Source organism: Streptomyces sp. NPDC019396, from assembly GCF_040632375.1.
Classification (GTDB): domain Bacteria; phylum Actinomycetota; class Actinomycetes; order Streptomycetales; family Streptomycetaceae; genus Streptomyces.
On sequence record NZ_JBEYBS010000002.1, the window covers coordinates 170,980 to 192,120 of the forward strand.

The 21,141-nt window shown below is 71.0% G+C and carries 19 protein-coding genes and 2 tRNA genes; 13 read left to right on the plus strand and 8 right to left on the minus strand.

Annotation, left to right across the window (positions count from 1 at the left end):
• The first annotated feature begins 69 nt into the window (after window positions 1-69).
• The 4 genes from ABZ532_RS02805 (at window position 70) to ABZ532_RS02820 (ending at window position 5,783) form a co-directional block, all read left to right on the plus strand.
• The gene (locus ABZ532_RS02805) at window positions 70-3,036 is read left to right on the plus strand and encodes a UPF0182 family protein (protein WP_361279409.1); all 2,967 of its coding nucleotides are present in this window, start codon (window positions 70-72) and stop codon (window positions 3,034-3,036) included.
• A 107-nt stretch (window positions 3,037-3,143) separates the two neighbouring features.
• Window positions 3,144-3,217: transfer RNA gene (locus tag ABZ532_RS02810), tRNA-Met, on the plus strand.
• A 238-nt stretch (window positions 3,218-3,455) separates the two neighbouring features.
• On the plus strand, window positions 3,456-5,636 hold the full coding sequence (locus ABZ532_RS02815) for a sel1 repeat family protein (protein ID WP_361278969.1): 2,181 nt from the start codon (window positions 3,456-3,458) through the stop codon (window positions 5,634-5,636).
• A gap of 73 nt (window positions 5,637-5,709) precedes the next feature.
• A tRNA-Met gene (locus ABZ532_RS02820) sits at window positions 5,710-5,783 on the plus strand.
• Between the two features lie 110 nt (window positions 5,784-5,893).
• On the opposite strand, the gene ABZ532_RS02825 is transcribed toward ABZ532_RS02820, so the two are convergent.
• The 3 genes from ABZ532_RS02825 to hisN form a co-directional block, all read right to left on the minus strand.
• Window positions 5,894-6,310 carry a transcriptional repressor gene (locus tag ABZ532_RS02825; protein WP_361278971.1) on the minus strand — a complete coding sequence of 139 codons (417 nt, stop codon included), beginning with the start codon at window positions 6,308-6,310 and terminating at the stop codon, window positions 5,894-5,896.
• 154 nt (window positions 6,311-6,464) lie between these two features.
• Window positions 6,465-6,866: a CBS domain-containing protein gene (locus ABZ532_RS02830; protein WP_361278973.1), complete on the minus strand. Its 402-nt coding sequence runs from the start codon at window positions 6,864-6,866 to the stop codon at window positions 6,465-6,467.
• A gap of 198 nt (window positions 6,867-7,064) precedes the next feature.
• Entirely contained in the window at window positions 7,065-7,865 is an 801-nt protein-coding gene (hisN, locus tag ABZ532_RS02835) for a histidinol-phosphatase (protein ID WP_361278976.1), read from the minus strand.
• A 130-nt stretch (window positions 7,866-7,995) separates the two neighbouring features.
• Between hisN and ABZ532_RS02840 the strand changes: the two genes are divergently transcribed.
• Window positions 7,996-8,655, plus strand: a complete 660-nt coding sequence (locus ABZ532_RS02840; protein ID WP_361278979.1) for a TetR/AcrR family transcriptional regulator — start codon at window positions 7,996-7,998, stop codon at window positions 8,653-8,655.
• Here the strand turns inward: ABZ532_RS02840 and ABZ532_RS02845 are convergent.
• From ABZ532_RS02845 to ABZ532_RS02860, 4 genes are all read right to left on the minus strand, one after another.
• Window positions 8,621-8,944 (minus strand): multidrug efflux SMR transporter, encoded by a 324-nt coding sequence (locus tag ABZ532_RS02845; protein WP_361278981.1) that lies wholly within the window; start codon window positions 8,942-8,944, stop codon window positions 8,621-8,623. The genes ABZ532_RS02840 and ABZ532_RS02845 overlap by 35 nt on opposite strands.
• Window positions 8,945-9,134: 190 nt before the next feature.
• Entirely contained in the window at window positions 9,135-10,172 is a 1,038-nt protein-coding gene (gene rsgA / locus ABZ532_RS02850) for a ribosome small subunit-dependent GTPase A (RefSeq protein WP_361278983.1), read from the minus strand.
• Between the two features lie 16 nt (window positions 10,173-10,188).
• A complete protein-coding gene (gene aroA / locus ABZ532_RS02855; RefSeq protein ID WP_361278985.1) occupies window positions 10,189-11,529 on the minus strand; it encodes a 3-phosphoshikimate 1-carboxyvinyltransferase in 1,341 nt (446 codons plus the stop codon).
• A 105-nt stretch (window positions 11,530-11,634) separates the two neighbouring features.
• Window positions 11,635-12,327 carry a M50 family metallopeptidase gene (locus ABZ532_RS02860; RefSeq protein WP_361278987.1) on the minus strand — a complete coding sequence of 231 codons (693 nt, stop codon included), beginning with the start codon at window positions 12,325-12,327 and terminating at the stop codon, window positions 11,635-11,637.
• Between the two features lie 49 nt (window positions 12,328-12,376).
• On the opposite strand from ABZ532_RS02860, the gene ABZ532_RS02865 reads away from it, so the two are divergent.
• The 8 genes from ABZ532_RS02865 to def all read left to right on the plus strand — a co-directional run bounded on the left by ABZ532_RS02865 (window position 12,377) and on the right by def (window position 19,939).
• Window positions 12,377-13,192 (plus strand): SOS response-associated peptidase, encoded by an 816-nt coding sequence (locus tag ABZ532_RS02865; protein ID WP_361278989.1) that lies wholly within the window; start codon window positions 12,377-12,379, stop codon window positions 13,190-13,192.
• A 120-nt stretch (window positions 13,193-13,312) separates the two neighbouring features.
• Window positions 13,313-13,948, plus strand: coding sequence for an alpha/beta family hydrolase (locus ABZ532_RS02870; protein ID WP_361279411.1), 636 nt, complete (start codon window positions 13,313-13,315; stop codon window positions 13,946-13,948).
• A gap of 111 nt (window positions 13,949-14,059) precedes the next feature.
• The gene (locus tag ABZ532_RS02875; protein ID WP_361278991.1) at window positions 14,060-14,872 is read left to right on the plus strand and encodes a sigma-70 family RNA polymerase sigma factor; all 813 of its coding nucleotides are present in this window, start codon (window positions 14,060-14,062) and stop codon (window positions 14,870-14,872) included.
• Window positions 14,869-15,186 (plus strand): mycothiol system anti-sigma-R factor, encoded by a 318-nt coding sequence (gene rsrA / locus ABZ532_RS02880; RefSeq protein ID WP_361278993.1) that lies wholly within the window; start codon window positions 14,869-14,871, stop codon window positions 15,184-15,186. Before ABZ532_RS02875 ends, rsrA begins: the two co-directional genes overlap by 4 nt.
• A gap of 179 nt (window positions 15,187-15,365) precedes the next feature.
• Window positions 15,366-16,760, plus strand: a complete 1,395-nt coding sequence (locus ABZ532_RS02885; RefSeq protein ID WP_361278995.1) for an HD-GYP domain-containing protein — start codon at window positions 15,366-15,368, stop codon at window positions 16,758-16,760.
• A complete protein-coding gene (locus tag ABZ532_RS02890; protein WP_361278997.1) occupies window positions 16,757-18,130 on the plus strand; it encodes an HD domain-containing protein in 1,374 nt (457 codons plus the stop codon). The genes ABZ532_RS02885 and ABZ532_RS02890 overlap by 4 nt, the downstream gene beginning before the upstream one ends.
• 135 nt (window positions 18,131-18,265) lie before the next feature.
• Window positions 18,266-19,246, plus strand: a complete 981-nt coding sequence (locus ABZ532_RS02895; RefSeq protein ID WP_361279414.1) for a hypothetical protein — start codon at window positions 18,266-18,268, stop codon at window positions 19,244-19,246.
• A gap of 66 nt (window positions 19,247-19,312) precedes the next feature.
• Window positions 19,313-19,939 carry a peptide deformylase gene (def, locus tag ABZ532_RS02900; protein ID WP_361278999.1) on the plus strand — a complete coding sequence of 209 codons (627 nt, stop codon included), beginning with the start codon at window positions 19,313-19,315 and terminating at the stop codon, window positions 19,937-19,939.
• Here the strand turns inward: def and ABZ532_RS02905 are convergent.
• Window positions 19,915-20,922 carry a helix-turn-helix domain-containing protein gene (locus ABZ532_RS02905; protein ID WP_361279001.1) on the minus strand — a complete coding sequence of 336 codons (1,008 nt, stop codon included), beginning with the start codon at window positions 20,920-20,922 and terminating at the stop codon, window positions 19,915-19,917. The two genes, def and ABZ532_RS02905, sit on opposite strands and share 25 nt — an antisense overlap.
• Window positions 20,923-21,141 lie beyond the last annotated feature (219 nt).

The following is a 21,141-nucleotide window of genomic DNA, read 5'->3' on the forward strand; positions in this document are numbered from 1 at the left end:
GCCACGCGGATATGCTTGTACGTTTTTTACACAACCGCGAACTTCGAGGGGCGCACGTTGGCTTTCCAGATGCCGGACCGCGGCGGAGGCCCAAGCGGGCCACGGATCAGAGTCGGTCGGCCGTCCCGGCGCGTCCGCACCCTGCTGATGACACTCGGCGTGCTGGCCGTGCTGGCCATGGCCTTTGTCATGTTCTCCGGGTTCTGGACCGACTGGCTCTGGTACCGCTCGGTGAAGTACTCGTCCGTGTTCACGACCACCCTTTGGACCAAGGCCGGTCTCTTCGCGGTCTTCGGTCTGCTGATGGCCGCGGCGGTCGGAGCGAACATCTGGCTGGCCTATCGCCTGCGCCCGCCGCTCAGCGCGATGTCGCTGGAGCAGCAGAGCCTCGACCGGTACCGGATGGGGATCGCTCCCTACAAGAAGTGGTTGCTGCTCGCGATCACCGCGCTGGTCGGGCTGATCGCCGGAGCCTCCGCCTCCACGCAGTGGCGCACCTGGCTGATGTGGGTCAACGGAGTCCCGTTCGGACAGAAGGACCCGCAGTTCGGCCTTGACGTGGCCTTCTTCGCGTTCGACCTGCCGTGGTACCGCTTCCTGCTCGGTTTCGGCTTCGCCGCGGCCGTGCTCTCGGTCATCGCCGCCGCCCTCACCCACTACCTGTACGGCGGGCTGCGCATCACCAGCCCCGGCGCGCGGGCCACCGCGGCGGCCACCGGCCATCTGTCGGTGCTGCTCGGCTTCTTCGTCGCGCTGAAGGCCGTCGCGTACTGGCTCGACCGGTACGGTCTGGCGGTCAAGTCCAGTGACTTCAAGGCCACCGGCAACTGGACGGGGCTGCGCTACGTCGACGCCAACGCCTATCTGCCGGCGAAGACGATCCTCTTCTGCATCGCCGTGATCTGCGCCGTGCTGTTCTTCGCGACCCTGTGGCGCCGCACCTGGCAGCTCCCCGTGATCGGCTTCGGGCTGATGGTGCTGTCGGCGATCCTGATCGGCGGCCTCTACCCGGCGATCGTCCAGAAGTTCCAGGTCCAGCCGAACGAGCAGGCCAAGGAAGCCGCGTACATCCAGAAGAACATCGAGGCCACGCGCAAGGCGTACGGCATCGACCAGGCCAAGGCCGAGGACTACGCGGGCAAGGGCGACCCCAAGCGCAAGGCGCAGCAGCGGGAGCAGGCGGCGACCGCCGCCAGCTACCGGCTCGTCGACTCCAATGTCGTCTCGCCGGCCTTCCAGCAGCTCCAGCAGGAGCGTAAGTACTACCAGTTCCCGGCCACGCTGGATGTCGACCGGTACCGGGGTGCGGACGGCAAGCCGCAGGACACGGTGATCGGTCTTCGCGAGCTCAACGTCCAGGGCATTCCGAAGCACAACTGGATCAACGACCACTTCACCTACACCCACGGTTACGGCGCGATCGCGGCCAAGGGCACCAACACGATCACGAACGAGGACCAGGGGACGGTCGGCTCGCCCGACTTCACCGAGTCCGGACTGCCCACGACCGGCCAGTTCGGGACGTACGAGCAGCGGATCTACTACGGCGAGAAGACCGCGCAGTACTCGATCGTCGGCGGCCCGCAGAAGGAGCTCGACTACGAGCGCAAGGGCGAGGGTGAGGCGACCACCAGCTACAAGGGCAAGAGCGGGGTCGACCTCTCCAACGCGTTCAACCGTGCCGCGTACGCCGTGGCGTTCAGCGAGCCGCAGATCCTCTACTCGGGAGCGATCGGCGAGGGTTCGAGGATCCTGTACAACCGCACGCCCAAGGAGCGCGTCGAGGCGGTGGCCCCCTGGCTCACCATCGACGGCGACGCCTATCCGGCGGTGGTCGACGGACGCATCAAGTGGATCGTCGACGCCTACACCACCACCAACGGCTACCCCTATGCCTCGCGTACGACGCTGGGCGACACCACGGCCGACTCCTTGACCGACAGCCAGCGGGCGGTGGTCGCGCAGCAGAACCAGGTCAACTACATCCGCAACTCGGTGAAGGCGACCGTCGACGCGTACGACGGCACCGTCGACCTCTACCAGTGGGACACCGAGGACCCGGTCCTCAAGACCTGGATGAAGGCCTTCCCGGACACGGTGAAGCCGAAGAGCGACATCGCCCCCGCGCTCAAGGCCCATCTGCGTTATCCGCAGGACATGTTCAAGGTCCAGCGCGAGCTGCTGACCCGGTACCACGTGACCGACCCCGACCAGTTCTACAGCGGCAGCGACGCCTGGCAGGTGCCGGACGACCCGACCAACAAGAACGCCCGGACGGTCCCCCCGTACTACCTGAGCCTCAAGATGCCCGGGGAAGCGGACCAGAAGTTCTCGCTCACCACGACCTTCACTCCGAGCGGACGTCCCAACCTGGGTGCGTTCATGGCGGTGGACGCGGATGCGACGAGTGACAAGTACGGGTCGATAAGGCTGTTGAGAGTCACCTCGACCGTGCAGGGTCCCCAGCAGGTCCAGTCCGAGCTGAACGGTGTACCGGAGGTCGCCACGTTCGTGCGCGACCTCAGAGGCACGGACTCGGACATCGAGTACGGCAATCTGCTGACGGTGCCGCTGGACGGCGGCTTCCTCTACATCGAGCCGGTCTACGCACGCGGCGGCAGCGCGAACTATCCGCTGCTGAAGAAGGTCGCGGTTTCGTACGGTGGGAAGCCCGTCTTCAAGGACAGCCTGGCGGAGGCGCTCAACGCCGTGTTCGGCGTCGAAGGCGACGTCGAGCAGCCGCCGACGACTCCGCAGCCACCCGGCGACACCACCAAGCCGCCGGCCACCGGTGACGCGGCGCTGAAGCAGGCCATCGCGGACGCCCAGAAGGCGTACGAGGACGGCCAGGCGGCGCTCAAGAAGAACGACTGGACGGCATACGGCCGAGCCCAGGCGGACCTTCAGTCGGCGCTGGAGCGCGCTGCTGCGGCCCAGTCGTCCGGGGCGCAGCCGCCGCAGTCACCGCCCGCGTCGTCAGCACCCCCGCCGGCTGCTTCCACAGCGCCTTCGGCAGCCCCGTCCCAGGCTCCGTAGAGCGGCTGAACGGACATCGGCACCATGCCCTGGTCGGTGGGCCGAAAGCCCCGCACGGCCCCCGACCAGGGCTCACCACGCGGCGTGGTACGGTAGTCGCACAACGGCGCGGGGTGGAGCAGCTCGGTAGCTCGCTGGGCTCATAACCCAGAGGTCGCAGGTTCAAATCCTGTCCCCGCTACTGAAGTCGAGGGCCCGGATCCATCAGGATCCGGGCCTTCTTCATGCATGCATGTTCCTGCCTTTTCATGCGAGTTGGCGCGTGTGAGAAACACGCGGGGGGAGAAGCGCGTGCCGAGGGGCCCGAGTTGGGGTGGGACGTGTTTGACTTGTCTCTCTGTGGGCATGTCGACAAAACGCTGAAGTGACCTCACTGGCTGCGATATACCAGGTGTACGCGGGTTGCGGGTGGTGCGACGATGGGATTTATGGGGGACAGGGCAACTCTGTTGGGAACAGGGCGGTTTGCGCAGGGGCATACCGGGACCGCGATGGCAGCGGTCGGAGTCGATGCTGTGGAGGCAGGGAGCGCTCTTCGGCTTGCCGAGATATTTGACGCCCCCATGCCCCCTGACCCGGCTGGGCCCGCCGCACCCGCCGACCCTGCCTCGCTCGTCAGCCTTGACACCGCAGACGCCGCAGACGCCGCAGACGCCGCAGACGCGGGCGACACCGTCGAGGCGGCCGGGGCGGAGACCGAGGCCCGGCATCGCCGTGCCGCCGAGGCCGGCGATATCGCATCGATGAGCATCCTCGGAGCCATGCTGCTGCGCCGCGGCGACCTCGACGGTGCCGAGCCGCAGCTGCGGGCAGCGACCGCCGAGGGGGACCGCGCTGCCGCGAACAACCTGGGTGTGTTGCTCCACCAGCGCGGTTACCCGGACGAGGCGGCGGGCTGGTGGCGTATCGCAGCCGTCGCGGGTTCCGCCGCTGCCGCACATGCGCTGGGCCGGCACTACCGCGAGCGCGGCGACGACCCCGCGGCCGAGTACTGGCTGCGCCAGTCCGCCGAGCAGGGCCATGCCCTCGGCGCCTACGCCCTCGCCGATCTGCTGGAGCACCGCAGCGAGCCGGGCGCGGAGCGATGGCTGCGCGCGGCGGCCGAGCAGGGGCACCGCGAGGCCGCCTACCGGCTGGCATGCGTGCTCGAGCGCTGCGCGCGTGTCGCGCTCCGGGCGGGCGACGGGCCGGCGGCTGCGGGGCTGGCCCTCGGCACGGCACAGGACCACCCGCGATACGGCGACGGAGACGACGCGATGGTGTCCGTGGGCGGCGGCACCGGCACGCGGTTCACCGTCGCGGGCAGCGAACCCCGGGACCCGGACCGTGGTGCATCCGGTGACACCGCCACGGCGGACGAGTCCCCGGCCGGGGACCGCGCAGCCGAAGAGCTCTGGCGTGAAGCCGAGCAGTGGTACCGCCAGGCCGCCGCGCGTGGACACCGGCGAGCGGCGCTCCAGCTCGGGGCCGTCCTCGAGCGGCGGGGCGAGCTCAAGGAGGCCGGACGCTGGTATCTCACCTCTGCCAAGGACGGAGAGCCCCGCGCCGCCTGTGCACTGGGGTTCCTGCTGCGGGACGCGGGCGACGAGGACAGCGCCGCCGTGTGGTGGCTGCGGGCCGCCAAGGACGGCGATGGCAACGCTGCCAATGCGCTCGGTGCACTGCACGCTGCGCGGGGTGAGCAGCAGACCGCCGAACGCTGGTACCGCGCCGCGATGGACGCGGGCGACGTCAACGGTGCGTACAACCTGGGTCTGCTCTGCGCGGCCCAGGAGCGTACGTCCCAGGCGGAGCAGTGGTACCGGCGTGCGGCGTACGCCGGGCACCGTGAGGCGGCCAACGCGCTCGCGGTCCTGCTCCTCCAGGCGGGCGACCCGACCGGTGCTGAGCCGTGGTTCTCCAAGGCCGCGGAAGCAGGCAGTGTGGATGCCGCCTTCAACCTCGGCATCCTGTACGCCGGTCGGGACGACGACCGCACCGCCCTGTGCTGGTACGAGCGCGCGGCAGCGGCCGGGCACACCGAGGCGGCACTCCAGGTGGGGATGGCCCGGCTGCGCGACGGTGAGCACGGTGAGGCGGAGCGCTATCTGCGCTGCGCGGCGGGCGGCGGTAGTCCCGAGGCCGCGTTCCGGCTCGCGACCGTACTCGACGCGCGCCAGCCGCCGCCCGGCGCGCCGGTGCTCGGGGAGCCGGTCGCCGAGAAGACCGAGTGCGAGGAGTGGTACGAGCGGGCCGCCGAGCAGGGGCACCGGCGGGCGCAGGTGCGGGTCGGCATGCTGGCCGCCGCCCGGGGTGACCTGGCCGACGCGGTGCGGTGGTACCGGGAGGCGGCCGACTCGGGCAGCCGGAACGGGGCGTTCAACCTCGGGCTGCTGCTCGCCCGTGAGGGCGAGGAGCAGGAGGCCGCGCTGTGGTGGCAGCGCGCCGCCGACGCCGGCCACGGGCGGGCTGCACTGCGATTGGCGCTGCTGAGCGCGCGGCGCGGTGAGCTGGTGGAGGCGCAGCACTGGTGCGGCCGGGCGGTGGCGCTGGGCCCTGCCGAGGTCGCCGAGCGGGCCGCGCGGCTGCGGGACGCCCTGCGCCAGGAGCTGACGGCCTGAGGGGCGGGATCCGGGGCCGGGCGAAAGGGATTTTGCACTGGTCGTCGGTATCCCGTACTGTTGGGTTCACCGACGCGGGGTGGAGCAGCTCGGTAGCTCGCTGGGCTCATAACCCAGAGGTCGCAGGTTCAAATCCTGTCCCCGCTACTGATAGGCCGAAGGCCCAGAAGCATCTGCTTCTGGGCCTTCGGCGTGTTCCGGCGTATTTGGTCCGCCTGCTCGCCCCGTCCGGGCATCCGGACGGGCGGGGCCGGGCGTTACGCCGCGGCGCAGCTCGGGCAGAGGCCGCGGTAGGTGACCTCTACATCGGAGACGGTGAAGCCGAAGCGCTCCGTGTCGGGGAGGGCGGTGAGCGGGTTGTCCGTCGGGTGGACGTCCCGGATCGTGCCGCATCGCGAGCAGACCAGGTGCTGGTGCGGGTGGTGCGCGTTCGGGTCGTAGCGTTTGGCCCGCCGGTCCGTGGACACCTCGAGGACCTCACCGAGCGAGACAAGCTCACCCAGCGTGTTGTACACCGTCGCCCGTGAGATCTCGGGCAGCCGCTCGACGGCGCGCGCGTGCACCTCGTCGGCGGTCAGATGGACGTGCTCACCGTCGAGGACCTCGGCCACGACGCGCCGCTGCGCGGTCATACGCCAACCGCGTCCGCGCAGTCGTTCCAACAGGTCACTCATACCTATCAGCCTAACAGTCAGTGGCGGGACTTAGACGATGTCCATTGTAGGATCCGGCACAGTCAGGAGAGGGCCGGGCACCCCCGCGGGTGCCCGGCCCTCTCGTATGCGCCTGTCCGCTGCGGCTTGGTCGTCCAGCCGTCCCTGGCCGCGCCTACCCCGTGAGCGTCGTGGTTCGCTGACGCGCCGGTGCCCAGCGGCGGATGATGTCACGCACGGAGACGATGCCGATGGGCTCGCCGCCGTCGAGCACGATGAGATGGCGGAAGCCGCCGTGGGTCATGGCCGCTGCGGCCTCCTCCAGTGTCCAGGAGGGGGCGGCGAAGACGACGTCGGTGGTCGTGTGGGCGCCTGAGGCCTCGTGGTCGGGGTCCTGGCCCGCGCCGAGCGAGTTGAGGATGTCGCGTTCGGTGATGATGCCGAGGCCGCTGGTGTCGGGGTCGAAGACGATGGCCGCTCCGACGCGGCGGCCGGCCATCAGTCGTGCTGCCTGCCGGAGGGTGTGGGCGGGGCCGATGCTGAGAACCACCGTGCTCATGGCGTCACGGACGAGCATGGATGGAGCCACCTCCTTGGTGAACCCCCCGGGGTGGACGGGACTCGGCGCCCCGGCGGGCGCCTGAGAAATCTTTCACAAGTTCACAAGTGGGGGGACTCTCAGAGTCGCAGTGATTCCGGATGCCAACAAGGGGTGGCGCGTGGCCCGTCAGGGGGCGTGCGGGGGCGCGCAGGCGAACCGGCCGTGTGCAGTTCTCTAGTGGTGCGGGTTGAGGAAGCCGAGCAGTTCGTCGTGCAGCAGTCCGTTCGACGCTGCCGCGTTGCCGCTGTGGGGGCCCGGAGTGCCGTCGAGCCCGGTGAACGTACCCCCCGCCTCCTGGACGATGATCGCGTTCGCCGCCATGTCCCACAGGGACAGTTCCGGCTCGGCGCAGATGTCCACCGAGCCCTCGGCGACCATCATGTACGGCCAGAAGTCGCCGTACGCACGCGTGCGCCACACCGAACGGGTCAGATCCAGGAAGCCGTCCAGTCGGCCGCGCCCCTCCCAGCCGCTCAGCGAGGAGTACGCGAAGGAGGCGTCGGAGAGCCGGGAGACCTTGGAGACGCTCAGCCGTGTCGCCGACAGGAGGCTGCGGCCCGCATAGGCGCCGGTGCCCTTCGCCGCCCACCAGCGACGTCCCAGCGCAGGTGCGGAGACCACTCCGACGACCGGCTGGTAGCCGCCCTCGCCCGCTTCCATCAGAGAGATCAGGGTCGCCCAGACGGGCACGCCGCGGACGTAGTTCTTGGTCCCGTCGATGGGGTCGACGACCCAGCGCCGCGGTCCCGTGCCCTCGATGCCGTACTCCTCGCCGAGGACCGCGTCACGCGGCCTGGCGCGCTGGAGCTGGAAGCGGATCAGCTCCTCGGCCGCCTTGTCGGCCTCGCTCACGGGTGTCATGTCCGGCTTGGTCTCGACCTTGAGGTCAAGGGCCCTGAACCGGTCCATCGTCGCCGCGTCCGCGGCGTCCGCCAGGACATGGGCAAGACGCAGATCATCGTGGTAGTCGGCCATGGCCGCACTCTACTGCCGTGGCGGACGGGTGGGATTCGGAGGCCCTCTTGACGATGTGTGGCGATACGTCAACTCTGGGCGCAGAGCCGCAGGTACGCGAGGCCCGCGAGGCCCCGCCCGGGAGGCCGTGATGCCCACAACCCGCGAAGCACTACTGAACGCCGCCTTGACCGCGCTGTCCGAGCTGCCCTGGTCGGGGATCCGGATGGTCGATGTCGCCGTCGCCGCCGGAGTGTCCCGGCAGACGCTCTACAACGAGTTCGGCAGCAAGGACGGCCTCGCCCGCGCTCTCATACGGCGCGAGGCCGATGGTTATCTCCATGGGGTGGACCGGCTCCTGGGCCGGGACCGGGCGGCGAACTGCGCCGAGCGGCTGGCGGTGATCGCCGAGTGGACCGTGGGCGAGGCCCGCTCCAGGCCGCTGCTGCGCGCTCTGCTCACCGGCTGCTGGGGAGAACACCTTCCCGCGCCCCGCGCCGCCCGGCCCGTGTCGCGCGCCATCGTGCCCGCACAGCGGCGGGCCGACGCCGGCCACCCGGCACCCGGGGAGCTGGTCGCCTCCGTACGGGACCGCATCCTCGCCGTGTTCGAGCATGACGGCAGGGGACGCGGCAGGGAGGAGCCCGTGCAGCTGGCGCGGCGCTGTGAGCTGGCCATCAGGCTCGCGCTGTCCTGCGTCGTCGCACCACCACCCGGGGGCGTCGCAGGCGTCGGTCCGCTGGTCCGTCACATGGCCGGTAGCGGTGCCGGCGGCGTCAGTGGCTCGAACCCGAGAGCTGGAGGCCGATGACCCCGGCGATCACCAGCGTGATGGAGACGATCTTGAGTGTGGATGTGACCTCGTTCAGGAAGATCATGCCGTAGATCGCCGTCCCGGCCGCGCCGATACCGGTCCACACCGCGTACGCGGGACCCACGTCGAGCTTGCGCAGGGAGAGGGTGAGCAGGCCGAAGCTGCCCAGGGCGAACACCGCGAACGCGATCGTCGGCCACAACCGCGTGAAACCGTGCGAGAGCTTGAGGCAGACCGCGAATCCCGTCTCCAGGAGCCCGGCGACCACTACGAGCAGCCACGCCATCGTGAGTGCCTCCCGCGTCGGTGACTGCTTCGTGTCACTTGGTGCGATTATGCCCTTACCAGCCGCGGTCACTCGCAAACGTGCACGCCATGATCATCCGCGCGTCGCCCGTCCCTTCGTCGGCAACGCGCGGTGTCGCCGGCTCTTCGGGAGCCAGCACACCTCCGGACCGGCCCCAGGTCGTCGCGCCCTAGTCGCCGTCGCGCCGCTCGCGGGTGGCCAGCAGTCGCCGCAGGGAGTAGAGGCGCGCGGGATCGGCATGCCCCTGCTGCACCCACTCGTCGAGCGCACAGTCGGGCTCGTCGTGCGAACAGGCGCGCGGACAGCCCTCCGTGCCCGGCTCCAGATCCGGGAAGGCGTGGATGACCCGGGAGGGGTCGACGTGGTGCAACCCGAAGGAACGCACCCCGGGGGTGTCGATGACCCATCCCTCGCGTCCCTCGACCGGGGTGGCTCCGCCCACACCCGCGAGCGGCAGCGCCAGGGCCGATGTCGTGGTGTGCCGGCCGCGGCCCGTGACCGCGTTGACATGGCCGGTCGAACGCCGCCGCTCCTCCGGCACCAGTGCGTTCACCAACGTGGTCTTGCCGACGCCCGAATGCCCCACGAACGCGGTGGTCCGACCGCCCAGATGCTCGCGGACCCGGTCGGCCGCGTCTCCTCCGTACAGCTCCTCACGCGAGGTCACGACATAGGGGATGTCCAGTGCCCCGTACAGCTCCAGCAGCTTCTCCGGCCCGGCCAGATCCGATTTGGTCAGCACCAGGAGAGGCTCCAGACCGCCGGCGTAGGCCGCGACGAGACAGCGGTCGATCAGCCGGGGCCGGGGCTCGGGGTCGGCGAGTGCCGTGACGATGGCGAGTTGGTCGGCGTTGGCTACGACCACCCGCTCGTAGGGGTCGTCGTCGTCGGCGGTGCGCCGCAGTACGGAGGCGCGCTCCTCGATGCGGACGATACGGGCGAGGGTGTCCTTGCCCCCCGACAGGTCCCCGACCAGGCTGACCCGGTCACCGACGACGGCCGCCTTGCGTCCCAGTTCGCGGGCCTTCATCGCCATGATGGTGCGTCCGTCGACGAGGCAGGTGAGCCGGCCGCGGTCCACGGTGAGGACCATGCCCTCGGCGGCGTCCTCGTGCTTGGGCCGGATGTTCGTACGAGGGCGGTTGCCCTTGCGGTTGGGGCGTACGCGGACGTCGTCCTCGTCGGTGTGCTTTCCGTAGCGGCGCATGTCCTGCCGTCCCCGCTCAGTTGCCCGCGAGCATGTCGGTCCACATCCTCGGGAAGTCGGGCAGGGTCTTGGCCGTCGTCGCCACGTTCTCGATCTCGACCCCGGGGACGGCGAGGCCGATGACCGCACCCGCGGTGGCCATCCGGTGGTCGTCGTAGGTGTGGAACACCCCGCCGTGCAGGGCCCTGGGCCGGATGTGCAGCCCGTCCGCGGTCTCCGTGACATCGCCGCCGAGCTCGTTGATCTCCTTGGTGAGCGCGGCGAGACGGTCGGTCTCGTGCAGTCGCAGATGCGCGACACCGCGCAGAGTGGAGGGGGAGTCGGCGAGGGCCGCCACCGCGGCGATGCCCGGCGTCAGCTCGCCGACCTCGCCGAGGTCGACGTCGATGCCGTGGATCCTGCCCGTGCCGGTGAACGTCAGACCGGCGTCCGTCAGCTCACAGGAACCGCCCATCGCCGTGAAGATCTCCCGCAGCGCGTCACCGGGCTGGGTGGTCCGCTCCGGCCAGTCGGGGATGGTGACCCTGCCGCCCGTCACCAGCGCCGCGGCCAGGAACGGCTGGGCATTGGACAGATCCGGTTCCACGGTCAGATCGCGGCCGAGCAGGGCGCCGCTGCGGACCCGCCACACATTGGGCTCGCCACCGGTCTCCGGCTCGTCCACCTGGGCCCCGACCGCACGCAGCATGTCGACGGTCATCCGGATGTGCGGCATCGACGGCAGCGTGGAGCCGGTGTGCCGCACTTCCACGCCCTGGTTGAAGCGTGGCGCGGACAGCAGCAGGGCGGACACGAACTGGGAGGACGACGAGGCGTCGATCTCGACCGGTCCGCCGTCCAGCGCACCGCCGCCGTGCACGGTCAGCGGAAGGGCGCCGCGGCCGTCGTCGTCGATCCGGGCGCCGAGGGCGCGCAGACCGTCGATCACGCCGCCGAGCGGACGCTCGTACGACCGCGGGTCGCCGTCGAAGCGGATCGGCCCGTCGGCCAGGGCCGCCACGGGCGGCAGGAAGCGCATCACGGTGCCGGCGTTGCCGACGTCGACGGTGGCGGGGCCGTGCAGCCCGGCCGGGATGATCCGCCAGGCCTCGCCGCTGTCGGGGCCACCGGTCGAGGTGGAGCTGGAGGAGACCTGCTCCTCGATGCCGACACCCATCGCCCGCAGGGCCTCGGCCATCAGCAGGGTGTCGCGTGAGCGCAGCGGGCGGCGCAGCCAGCCCGGCTCGGCGGCCAGCGCGGCGAGCACCAGCGCGCGGTTGGTGACGGACTTGGATCCGGGCACGGTGACCGTCGCACGGACGGGCCCGCTTGCGTGAGGGGCGGGCCAGGGGTCGGGGTGCACGGAGCTGTCGGTCATGGCCATCACTTTAGTGGTCCGCGGCAGTAGGAGCCGTTCCTCTGCCGGGTCGTGGACACCGGCCACATGCGCTGGTCACCTACGCCGCTCAGGGACGTACGCGGCTCACAGACCGAGCATCCAGCGACCGCCCCCGATCAGCGAGCACAGTGACACGGCGTGGAAGAGGAAGAACCACATCGCGGGGGGCACATGCGTCAGCCGGGCCAGCTGGTCCGCGTCCGAGTCGGGCGCACCGCCGTGCCGTCGCTTCGACTGGAGCTCGAAGGCAGGCCGCACCCCGCCCAGCAGCAGGAACCACACCGCCGTGTACGCGAACCCCGCCTGCACCAGCGGGCCGGTCAGCCAGGAAACCAGCAGGAAGGAGGCGCCGGTGAGGATCACGGTGAGCGCCCCGTACGCATTGCGGATCATGACCAGCATCGCGACCAGCAGCGCGGTCGCCACCCACAGCAGCAGCGTGATCCGGTGCGCGGCAAGCAGCCAGGCGCCGCCCAGCCCGAGCAGCGGAGGGGCGGTGTAACCGGCCGCGGCGGTGAGGATCATGCCGAGCCCAGTCGGCTTGCCCCTGCTGACGGTGAGTCCGCTGGTGTCGGAGTGCAGCCGGATACCGTCCAGCCGGCGCCCGGTGACCAGGGCGACCAGGCCGTGCCCGCCCTCGTGGGCGATCGTGATCGCGTTCCTGGACAGCCGCCAGACCACGCGCGGGGCCACCGCGGCGAGGGCGAGGGCGGCGGTGCCTATGACCAGCCATATGTCCGGGGCGGGCTGGGTGCCGAAGATTTCGGTTGTGGCCATTTTCGGGGAGGCTCCTCGGGGCGCGGGGGGTCGTGGCAGTGTGGCACTTATGTGCGGACGGTATGCAGCGAGTCGCAGGCCCGAGGACCTCACGGGGCTCTTCCAGATCGAGAAGTGGGAGCCGGCGGAGACCCTGGCCCCCGACTGGAACGTGGCTCCCACCAAGGAGGTCTACGCGGTACTCGAACGTCCTCTGAAGGACGCGGAGGACCGCCGTCCGGTTCGCCAGCTGCGGAAACTCAGGTGGGGCCTGGTCCCGTCCTTCGCCAAGAACCCCGAGGGCGCGGCCCGGATGATCAATGCCCGGGCGGAGACCGTGCACGAGAAGCCCTCGTTCCGGCGCCCGTTCGCCGCCCGTCGCTGCATCCTGCCCGCGGACGGCTACTACGAGTGGGTCACCGGGTCCGACGAGCGGGAGCTGGAGGTCCAGGGCAGGAAGAAGAGGCCGCGCAAGCAGCCGTACTTCGTCACGCCCGCCGACGGGGCGGTCTTCGCGATGGCCGGACTCTACGAGTTCTGGCGGGACCGGACCCTCCCGGACGACCATCCGCAGTCGTGGTGGGTGACCTGCTCGGTGATCACGACCGAGGCAGAGACGGGCCCACTGGCGGTCGCACCCGCCGACGGCCCGCACTCGCTGTCCGAGATCCATCCGCGGATGCCGCTGATGCTGACGCAGGACCGCTGGGACGCCTGGCTCGACCCGTCGCGCACGGACGTGGACGAGCTGCGGGAGCTGCTCGCGCCGCCACCGACCGGGCTGATGCGGGCGTATCCGGTGGCGACGGCCGTCAGCAACGTACGCAACAACGGCCCCGAGCTGCTGGAGGAGCTGGCGGCGCCCGAGGTGGGCACGCTCTTCTGAGCGCTGAGCGACCTGGCGAAGCCCCGGGAAAGCCGCGCTCATCGAAGGCCCGCGCCAGGTGAGGGCCCGGGCCTTCGGCCGTACGGCGTGCACGGATGTGAGACTGCGTCCGTGACTTCCGTGACACAGAGCGAGATCGTCGAGACGCCGGCCGGGGACGCCCGGATCACCTGGCACCCTGCCCAGGGCACGGCCCGGCTCGTGCTGGCCGTGAGCCATGGCGCGGGCGGCGGCATCGGGGCGAGCGACCTGCAGGCGCTCGCCGCCGCGCTGCCCGCCTCCGGTGTGAGCGTCGCTCTGGTGGAGCAACCCTGGCGGGTCGCGGGCAAGAAGGTCGCGCCCGCGCCGAAGACGCTGGACACCGGCTGGCGGGGGCTGTGGCCCGCGCTGGAGAAGCCGGGGCTGCCGATCGTCGCGGGCGGTCGCAGCGCCGGGGCGCGTGTGGCCTGCCGTACGGCGAGTGAGCTCGGGGCCCGCGCCGTACTCGCGCTGAGCTTCCCGCTGCATCCTCCGGGCCGCCCGGAGAAGTCCCGGGCCGGTGAGCTGCTCGGCGCCGGTGTGCCCGTGCTGGTCGTCCAGGGCGGGAACGACCCCTTCGGCAGACCGGAGGAGTTCCCCGCGGGGGAGTACGAGCTGATCGAGGTGGACTCCGCCGATCACGGACTGTCCGTACCCAGGCGGGCGGCGCTCAGCCAGGAGGAAGCGCTGGCCGCGGTGGTCGGCGGGGTACGCAAGTGGATCACGGCTCTGCGGTGAGGCGCGGCCGCCGGGAACGGCGGGGGAAGCCGTGTGGGCGCGGGAATACCCGGGGCGTTGTCTCCGTTGACCTCCACGTCACCACACGAGCTTGGAGAGGAAGACCGCCACATGGGTTCGACCATCTGCCCGAGCCTCCCGCACGCCTCTGACCTGCACTGGACCGTGCTTTCGACGCCCAGGAGCGGGGCTATTCAGGCGGCGGGCGGAGGGGTTGGTCGTCTATCCTCCGATTCGAGCGGGTCCGCTTTCGGCCCCGTCCCAGCGTTGGAGGAGGTGGGTCCGGTCACTGGGACCGACGACGGCCGCACGGAAGAGACGGCCGCCGAGCGCAACGCACGATTCGAGCGGGACGCTCTCGGCTACCTCGACCAGATGTACTCGGCCGCGCTCCGCATGACACGCAATCCGGCCGACGCCGAGGACCTCGTGCAGGAGACGTATGCCAAGGCGTACGGCTCGTTCCACCAGTTCCGTGAAGGCACCAACCTCAAGGCCTGGCTGTATCGCATCCTCACCAACACCTTCATCAACTCGTACCGCAAGAAGCAGCGCGAGCCTCAGCGCAGTGCGGCGGAGGAGATCGAGGACTGGCAGCTCGCCCGTGCCGAGTCGCACATGTCGACCGGTCTGCGCTCCGCCGAGTCCCAGGCGCTCGACCACCTGCCCGACTCCGATGTGAAGGAAGCGCTCCAGGAGATCCCCGAGGAGTTCCGCATCGCGGTCTACCTGGCGGATGTCGAGGGCTTTGCCTACAAGGAGATCGCGGACATCATGGGTACCCCCATCGGTACGGTGATGTCCCGACTGCACCGGGGCCGTCGCCAGTTGCGCGGAATGCTGGAGGACTACGCCCGTGAGCGCGGGCTGGTGCCCGCGGGCGCCGGGGAGTCGACGAACGATCGGAAGGGCTCGGGCTCATGAGCTGCGGAGAGCCGCATGAGACGGATTGCGCAGAGGTACTCGGCCATCTGTACGAGTTCCTCGACCGTGAGATGCCCGACGCCGACTGCACCAAGTTCGAGACGCACTTCGAGGAGTGCTCGCCGTGCCTGGAGAAGTACGGGCTCGAGCAGGCGGTGAAGAAGCTGGTCAAGCGCTGCTGCGGGCATGACGACGTGCCGTCCGACCTGCGGGCGAAGGTCATGGGCCGGATCGAGCTGATCAGGGCCGGTGAGGCGGTGCCGGAGCAGGATCTGACGGTCGGGACGGATCTGCCGGGCGCGACCGCGCAGTAGCCGCCGGAGGTCGGGCATCCGATGTCCGTGAGGGGCGCACCTGCGGGGTGCGCCCCTTATGCGTACCTGCGTCACCCGATGGTGCGAACCCTTGCTCTTCCCCCCTCACCCGCCGGTCAACTCGCTAGCCTGGCGCTCTGTTTGTGGGCAGCCGGGGGAGCCGAGGAGGGCCCGGGCGGGTGAGAGGCATTCCAGGCAGGGCGCGCGTGCTGATTTTGTGCGCCGTGTTGTGCGCCGTCGCGAGTGCGCTGCCCGCCCTGCGCCCCGGCGCACGGGTCCCGTGGGCCGATGTCGCCCTGCTCGCCGGGGCCTGTGCGGTGGGCGAGATGCCCCTGCGCCGGCTCCGGGGGCTCCTGCGGGGCCGGCCCGCTGACCGGGTTCCGCCGTCCGGTACCGGATCGTTCTTCCCCGTACTGCTCGCCGCGGCCCTCGTGCTGCCACCATCCGCCGCCGCGCTGGCCGCGATCCCGGGTGCGCTCGTAGCATCTGTGGACCGCACCCCCGTGGGCGTGCGGCGGCTGTGGCGGGCCGCCGAACTCGCCCTGGCGGCATGGGCCGCCTCCTGGGCCGCTGTCCTGTGCGGAGGGCTCGGCACCGCCCCGGTGTTTCCCCGGGCGGTGCCGGTGGCGCTGGCCTCCGCGCTGGCGTTCTGCCTGGTGCTCACCGCCCTCGACGCGGCGATCCTGGCCACCGCCGAGCGCTCGCCAGTGGTCGCCACCTGGGGCGGGCTGCTGCCCTGCTCGCTGGCCCCGCACCTGGTGCACGGGCTCGCCGCGGTGACGGCGGCCGTGCTGTGGCACAGCCCCTACGGGCCGGTCTCCGCGCTGTTCGTGCTGCTCCCGGTGTACATCTCCTGGTGGGTGTTCGCCCAGTGCCACCACGAGCGCGGTGCGCACCGCGCCACCATCCGCGCCCTGGTCCAGGCCGTCGACATCAAGGACGAGTACACCCGCGGGCACAGCGAGCGCGTGGGGCGGGCGTCCATGCTGATCGCACGTGAGCTGGGGATGGACGAGGAGCGGCTCGAGGTCATCCGCTTCGCCGGCATCCTGCACGACGTCGGCAAGCTCGGGGTCCCCACCCGGGTGCTGCGCAAGGACGGTCCGCTCACCGCCGACGAGCGCCGGGTGATCGAGCTCCACCCGGAGTACGGGCACGAGATGGTCCGCGGCATCGGCTTCCTCGGCGAGGCCAGGGCGGCGATCCTGCACCACCACGAACGGATGGACGGCAACGGCTACCCCTACGGTCTGGCGGGGAACCAGATCCCCGAGTCGGCACGCGTCGTGGCCGTCGCCGACGCCTTCGACGCGATGACGTCGTCCCGCTCGTACAGCAGGGCCAGACCGGTCTCCGTGGCCGTCGGGGAACTGGAACGCTGTGCGGGCACCCACTTCGACCCCCGTATGGTCAGTGCGCTCGTCCGTGCCCTGTCCCGCCACGGCTGGCAGACGGAGGTCACCGCGGACGAGGCCCATCTGCCGGACTCCGCGGCCGTACCGCCGTCGCGGTCCGCCCCGCAGCCCCGGGCGACGGCGCCGGCGGCCCGTAACGCCGACGGGCACGGCGTATGACCCGCTTCAGGGCCCCGGCCACCGTCGTCGCCGTGTACGGGGCCGCGGCGGCGCTGGCGGGGACGGGATTCGTCTGGACGCTGTGGCACGGCGTCGAGGACCCGGACATCGCCTGTGCGTTCGCGCTGCTCATCGCCATCGGCGAGCTCGCCCGCCGGGGCCCCGCGCACCCGGGGGGCGCCCCCCGGGCGCGGCTCGCCGGCCCCCCGCCCGTGTCCGACGAGCCCTGGGGACGGGAACCCGCACCGATCGGGGCCGCCGGGGCACTGGGCTATGCGCTGCTCGGCGAGTGCGCGGGCCGCGTCACCAGCCACGGCGCCCTCCAGGTCGTCGCGGTCGTGGTCACCGGAACGCTCGCCGGAGCCGTGTCGCACCTCGCCCGCTGCGGACGGGGTCCGGCACCCGATCGCATGGCCCGCCGGGTGCTCACGTTGGGTTTCGCCGCCGCCTGCTTCCAGCCGCTCTACAACTCGGGCGAACTGGTCGGGCGAATAGGCAAGGGCCCCGCCTACGCGCTCTACCTGCTGCTCGTCCTCGTCCTCACCGCGCTCTGTGACGCCGTGCTCGCCGCCCTCATCCAGCGCGTCCGCGCCGTCCCCCACTGCGCGCGCTGCGAGGAGGCCGCCCCCACGCCGTTCGGCCCGCTGCTCCGCGACGAGCTGCGGGCCCTCCCCGGTGTCAGCTCCGCCGTCTGCGCGACCGGCGCGGTGATGGCACTCGGGGCCGCGGTCGCCGGACTGTGGGCGCTCCCCGTGCTGTGCGTGCCCCTGCTGCTGGCGCAGCTCGCCTTCCGCCGCCACGCCGGGGTCCGCGCCACCTACCGGCAGACGATCGCCTCACTGGCCCGCGCCACCGAGATCGCCGGCTACACGCCCCGCGGCCATGCCCGCCGGGTCGCCGCGCTCAGCACCGCCGTCGGTCGTGAGATGGGTCTCGCCGGGCCCGATCTCGCCGTCCTGGAGCATGCGGCGCTGATGCACGACATCGGGCAGCTGTCGCTGGTCGACCCCGTACCGGAAGGCGCGACCGCCCTGTTGCCCGAGGCGGAGCAGCGCCGTATCGCCCTGCTCGGCGGGGCAGTGGTGCGCCAGACCGGTGCGCCCGCCGCCGTGGCGGCGGTTGTGGAGCGGCAGGCGGATCCGTACCGTGAGCAGCCGCTCGCCGCCCGGATCGTCCGCGCCGTCAACGCCTACGACGATCTCAGCGGTGCCCGCGGGGGAGACGCACGGACCGCGATGGGGGCGCTGAGAGCGCTGGAGCGGCTGCGCCTGCGCACGGCCCACGACTACCAGCCGGAAGTGGTGGAGTCTCTGGCACGGGTGCTGTGCCGGGGCTGTGGATCCCCTCCGGTCTGGGTAACCCATGGGTAATGAGCGAGCGTCCGACCGGGCATGGTTGGATGCGATTGACGGCAGAAACAAGCGACACGGCGAGACTGGCAACACGGAAACAGGACGACATTCGTGTCCGGGGGAAGTGACCCGAGCGACCGGCAGGCGGGAATCGTGAGGATCTTCGGGAAGGTACGGCATCGGCCGTCCGCCTCATGGCGGCAGGCCACCGACCGCGCGTTCACGCTGATCGGTGACGGCCGTTACGAGGACGCGGGCGCGCTGCTGACCCGCGCGGCGGACCTGGAGCCCTGGCTTTCGGAGTCCTGGTTCAACCTGGCGCTGCTGCACAAGTTCCGGCACGACTGGGAGCAGGCACGCGCCGCGGGACTGCGCGCCGTGGCCCTGCTCGACAAGGAGACCGGAGCCCCCGACTGGTGGAACGTCGGTATCGCCGCCACCGCGCTCCAGGACTGGCCGCTCGCCCGCCGTGCCTGGCAGGCGTACGGGCTGCGGGTCCCCGGTGAGGCCGCGACCGGCGGCGAGCCCCTCGGCATGCAGCTCGGCAGCGCCGCCGTACGGCTGTCGCCCGAGGGCGAGGCCGAGGTGGTGTGGGGCAAGCGGCTCGATCCGGCCCGGATAGAAGTGCTGTCGATCCCCCTGCCGTCATCCGGTCGCCGCTGGGGCGAGGTGGTGCTGCACGACGGCGTCCCGCACGGCGAGCGCACCACCGCCGCCGGCCACAGCTTTCCGGTGTTCGACGAGATCGAGCTCTGGGCTCCTTCGCCCGTCCCCACCTGGGTCGTGCTGCTCGAAGCGGCCGCGGAGGAGGACCGGGACGCGCTGGAGCGACTGGCTGCCGACGCCGGATACGCCGCGGAGGACTGGTCCTCGTCGGTGCGGCTCTTGTGCCGGGCCTGCTCCGAGAGCCAGATGCCGAGCGCCGAGGGCGAGGGCGAACACCTGGACCCGCACGACCACAGTGAGCCCGGCCATCCCGGGCCGCTCGGCCACCGCACGGCCGGCGACCTGTGGGTGCCTGAGCGCGAATGCGGTATCGCCGCGCCCGCCGGACTGGTGCGGGGGCTGCTCGACGGCTGGGTCGCCGACAGCCCGGACACCCGTGAGTGGCGGGATCTCGAGGAAGTCTGCTGACCACCGCGGCAGGGCCTTAGGCTGTACGGGACACCGAACAGGGTTTGCAGGAAGGCTTACGGCGGCATGGCGCAGCAGACGGACGAGCAGATCAATGACGGCTTCGTCGTCGACACGGAGGACTGCGAGGAGCGCGAGGAGGCGTACCGCGTGCGCGGCACGGCCCGCCCCATCACCGTCGTGGGCAACCCGGTGCTCCACAAGGAGTGCCGGGACGTCACCGAGTTCGACGACAAGCTCGCGGCGCTGATCGACGACATGTTCGCCAGCCAGCGCGCGGCCGAGGGCGTGGGCCTGGCGGCCAACCAGATCGGTGTGGACCTGAAGGTCTTCGTCTACGACTGCCCGGACGACGAGGGCGTGCGCCACACCGGAGTGGTCTGCAACCCGGTGCTCCAGGAGCTGTCGCCTGAGCTGCGCGTGCTCGACGACTCGAACGAGGGCTGCCTGTCCGTCCCGACGGCCTATGCCTCGCTGGCCCGCCCCGACTACGCGGAGGTCCACGGTCAGGACCCTCAGGGCAACCCGGTCAAGGTCCGCGGCACCGGCTACTTCGCGCGCTGCCTCCAGCACGAGACCGACCACCTCTACGGGCGCCTCTACATCGACCGGCTGTCGAAGCGGGAGCGCAAGGACGCGCTGCGGCAGATGGCGGAGGGCACTGCGCGCTACGAGACCGTGCCGAACGACTGAGCAGCCGCCGCACCGGTCAGGCCCACCCGCACCGGGCCGCGGAACGTGCGCCGGTAGGTGTTCGGGGTCGTCCCCAGCGTGCGCAGGAAGTGATGGCGCAGGGCGGCCGCATTCCCGAAGCCCGCGCGGCCCGCGATCGTGTCCACCGTCTCGTCCGTCGCCTCCAGCAGCTCCTGCGCCAGCAGCACCCGCTGGCGCAGCAGCCAGCGGTACGGTGTCGTGCCGGTCTCCTGCTGGAAGCGGCGGGCGAACGTACGGGGAGACATATGGGCCCGTGCTGCCAGGTGTTCCACGGTCATCTCCCGGTCGAGGTGCCGCTCCATCCAGGCCAGCACCTCTCCGACCGTGTCGCACCGGTGGCGCGGCAGGGGCCGTTCGATGTACTGCGCCTGCCCTCCGTCGCGGTGCGGGGGCACGATCATGCGCCGGGCGATGGTGTTGGCGGCCTCGGGGCCGTGCTCACGGCGTACGAGGTGCAGACAGGCGTCGATCGCGGCGGCGGTCCCGGCCGAGGTGATCACCGCCCCCTCGTCGACGTACAGCACGTCGGGATCGACCCGCGCCCGTGGATACCTGTGCGCGAGCGCCGTGGTGTGCCGCCAGTGGGTGGTGCAGCACCGGCCGTCGAGCAGTCCGGCGGCCCCCAGCACAAAGGCCCCGGTGCAGACGGACAGCACCCGCGCACCCCGGCCGACGGCCGCCCGCAGTGCTTCCAGCAGGGGTTCGGGGTAGTCGCGCCGCGTGTAGTCGCTGCCGGTGGGCACGGCGATCAGGTCGGCCTCGTCCAGCCGTTCCAGTCCGTGTTCCACCTCGAGCGTGAACCCCGCATGAGTGCGCAGTCGGCGCCCCTCGGCGGAGACCGCGGCGAAATCGTAGACGGGGAGCCCGTCGTCGCTGCGGTCCAGGCCGAAGACCTCACACAGCACGCCGAGTTCGAAGGGGTGTACGCCGTCGAGCAGTACGGCTGCCACGTTTTTGAGCATGCCGCGAGTGTGGCAGTAATTCGATGGTTGTCGACAGTCCTGCCACTGCTCTTCTCGGCGTCCCGGGACGAGAGTGGACGCCATGAGTACGTTCATCAGCTATGTCGCAGTCCTCGGAATCCTTGCCGTCGTGACCCTGCCCTCGTTCGTCGGCCATCTACGGGACCGTGCGATCGACCGGCAACTGCGTGATGCGGAAAGGGCGACGGCCCGGACCGC

Bases quoted from the DNA above. Each gene is read 5' to 3' on its own strand.
- hisN (WP_361278976.1), bottom strand. From the start codon at position 7,865: ATGGCCGACTACCACGATGATCTGCGTCTTGCCCATGTCCTGGCGGAC.
- ABZ532_RS02815 (WP_361278969.1), top strand. From the start codon at position 3,456: ATGGGATTTATGGGGGACAGGGCAACTCTGTTGGGAACAGGGCGGTTT.
- ABZ532_RS02865 (WP_361278989.1), top strand. From the start codon at position 12,377: ATGTGCGGACGGTATGCAGCGAGTCGCAGGCCCGAGGACCTCACGGGG.
- ABZ532_RS02830 (WP_361278973.1), bottom strand. From the start codon at position 6,866: ATGCTCGTCCGTGACGCCATGAGCACGGTGGTTCTCAGCATCGGCCCC.
- ABZ532_RS02860 (WP_361278987.1), bottom strand. From the start codon at position 12,327: ATGGCCACAACCGAAATCTTCGGCACCCAGCCCGCCCCGGACATATGG.
- ABZ532_RS02845 (WP_361278981.1), bottom strand. From the start codon at position 8,944: ATGGCGTGGCTGCTCGTAGTGGTCGCCGGGCTCCTGGAGACGGGATTC.
- ABZ532_RS02840 (WP_361278979.1), top strand. From the start codon at position 7,996: ATGCCCACAACCCGCGAAGCACTACTGAACGCCGCCTTGACCGCGCTG.
- rsrA (WP_361278993.1), top strand. From the start codon at position 14,869: ATGAGCTGCGGAGAGCCGCATGAGACGGATTGCGCAGAGGTACTCGGC.
- ABZ532_RS02875 (WP_361278991.1), top strand. From the start codon at position 14,060: ATGGGTTCGACCATCTGCCCGAGCCTCCCGCACGCCTCTGACCTGCAC.
- rsgA (WP_361278983.1), bottom strand. From the start codon at position 10,172: ATGCGCCGCTACGGAAAGCACACCGACGAGGACGACGTCCGCGTACGC.
- ABZ532_RS02905 (WP_361279001.1), bottom strand. From the start codon at position 20,922: ATGCTCAAAAACGTGGCAGCCGTACTGCTCGACGGCGTACACCCCTTC.
- ABZ532_RS02825 (WP_361278971.1), bottom strand. From the start codon at position 6,310: ATGAGTGACCTGTTGGAACGACTGCGCGGACGCGGTTGGCGTATGACC.
- def (WP_361278999.1), top strand. From the start codon at position 19,313: ATGGCGCAGCAGACGGACGAGCAGATCAATGACGGCTTCGTCGTCGAC.
- ABZ532_RS02890 (WP_361278997.1), top strand. From the start codon at position 16,757: ATGACCCGCTTCAGGGCCCCGGCCACCGTCGTCGCCGTGTACGGGGCC.
- aroA (WP_361278985.1), bottom strand. From the start codon at position 11,529: ATGACCGACAGCTCCGTGCACCCCGACCCCTGGCCCGCCCCTCACGCA.
- ABZ532_RS02805 (WP_361279409.1), top strand. From the start codon at position 70: ATGCCGGACCGCGGCGGAGGCCCAAGCGGGCCACGGATCAGAGTCGGT.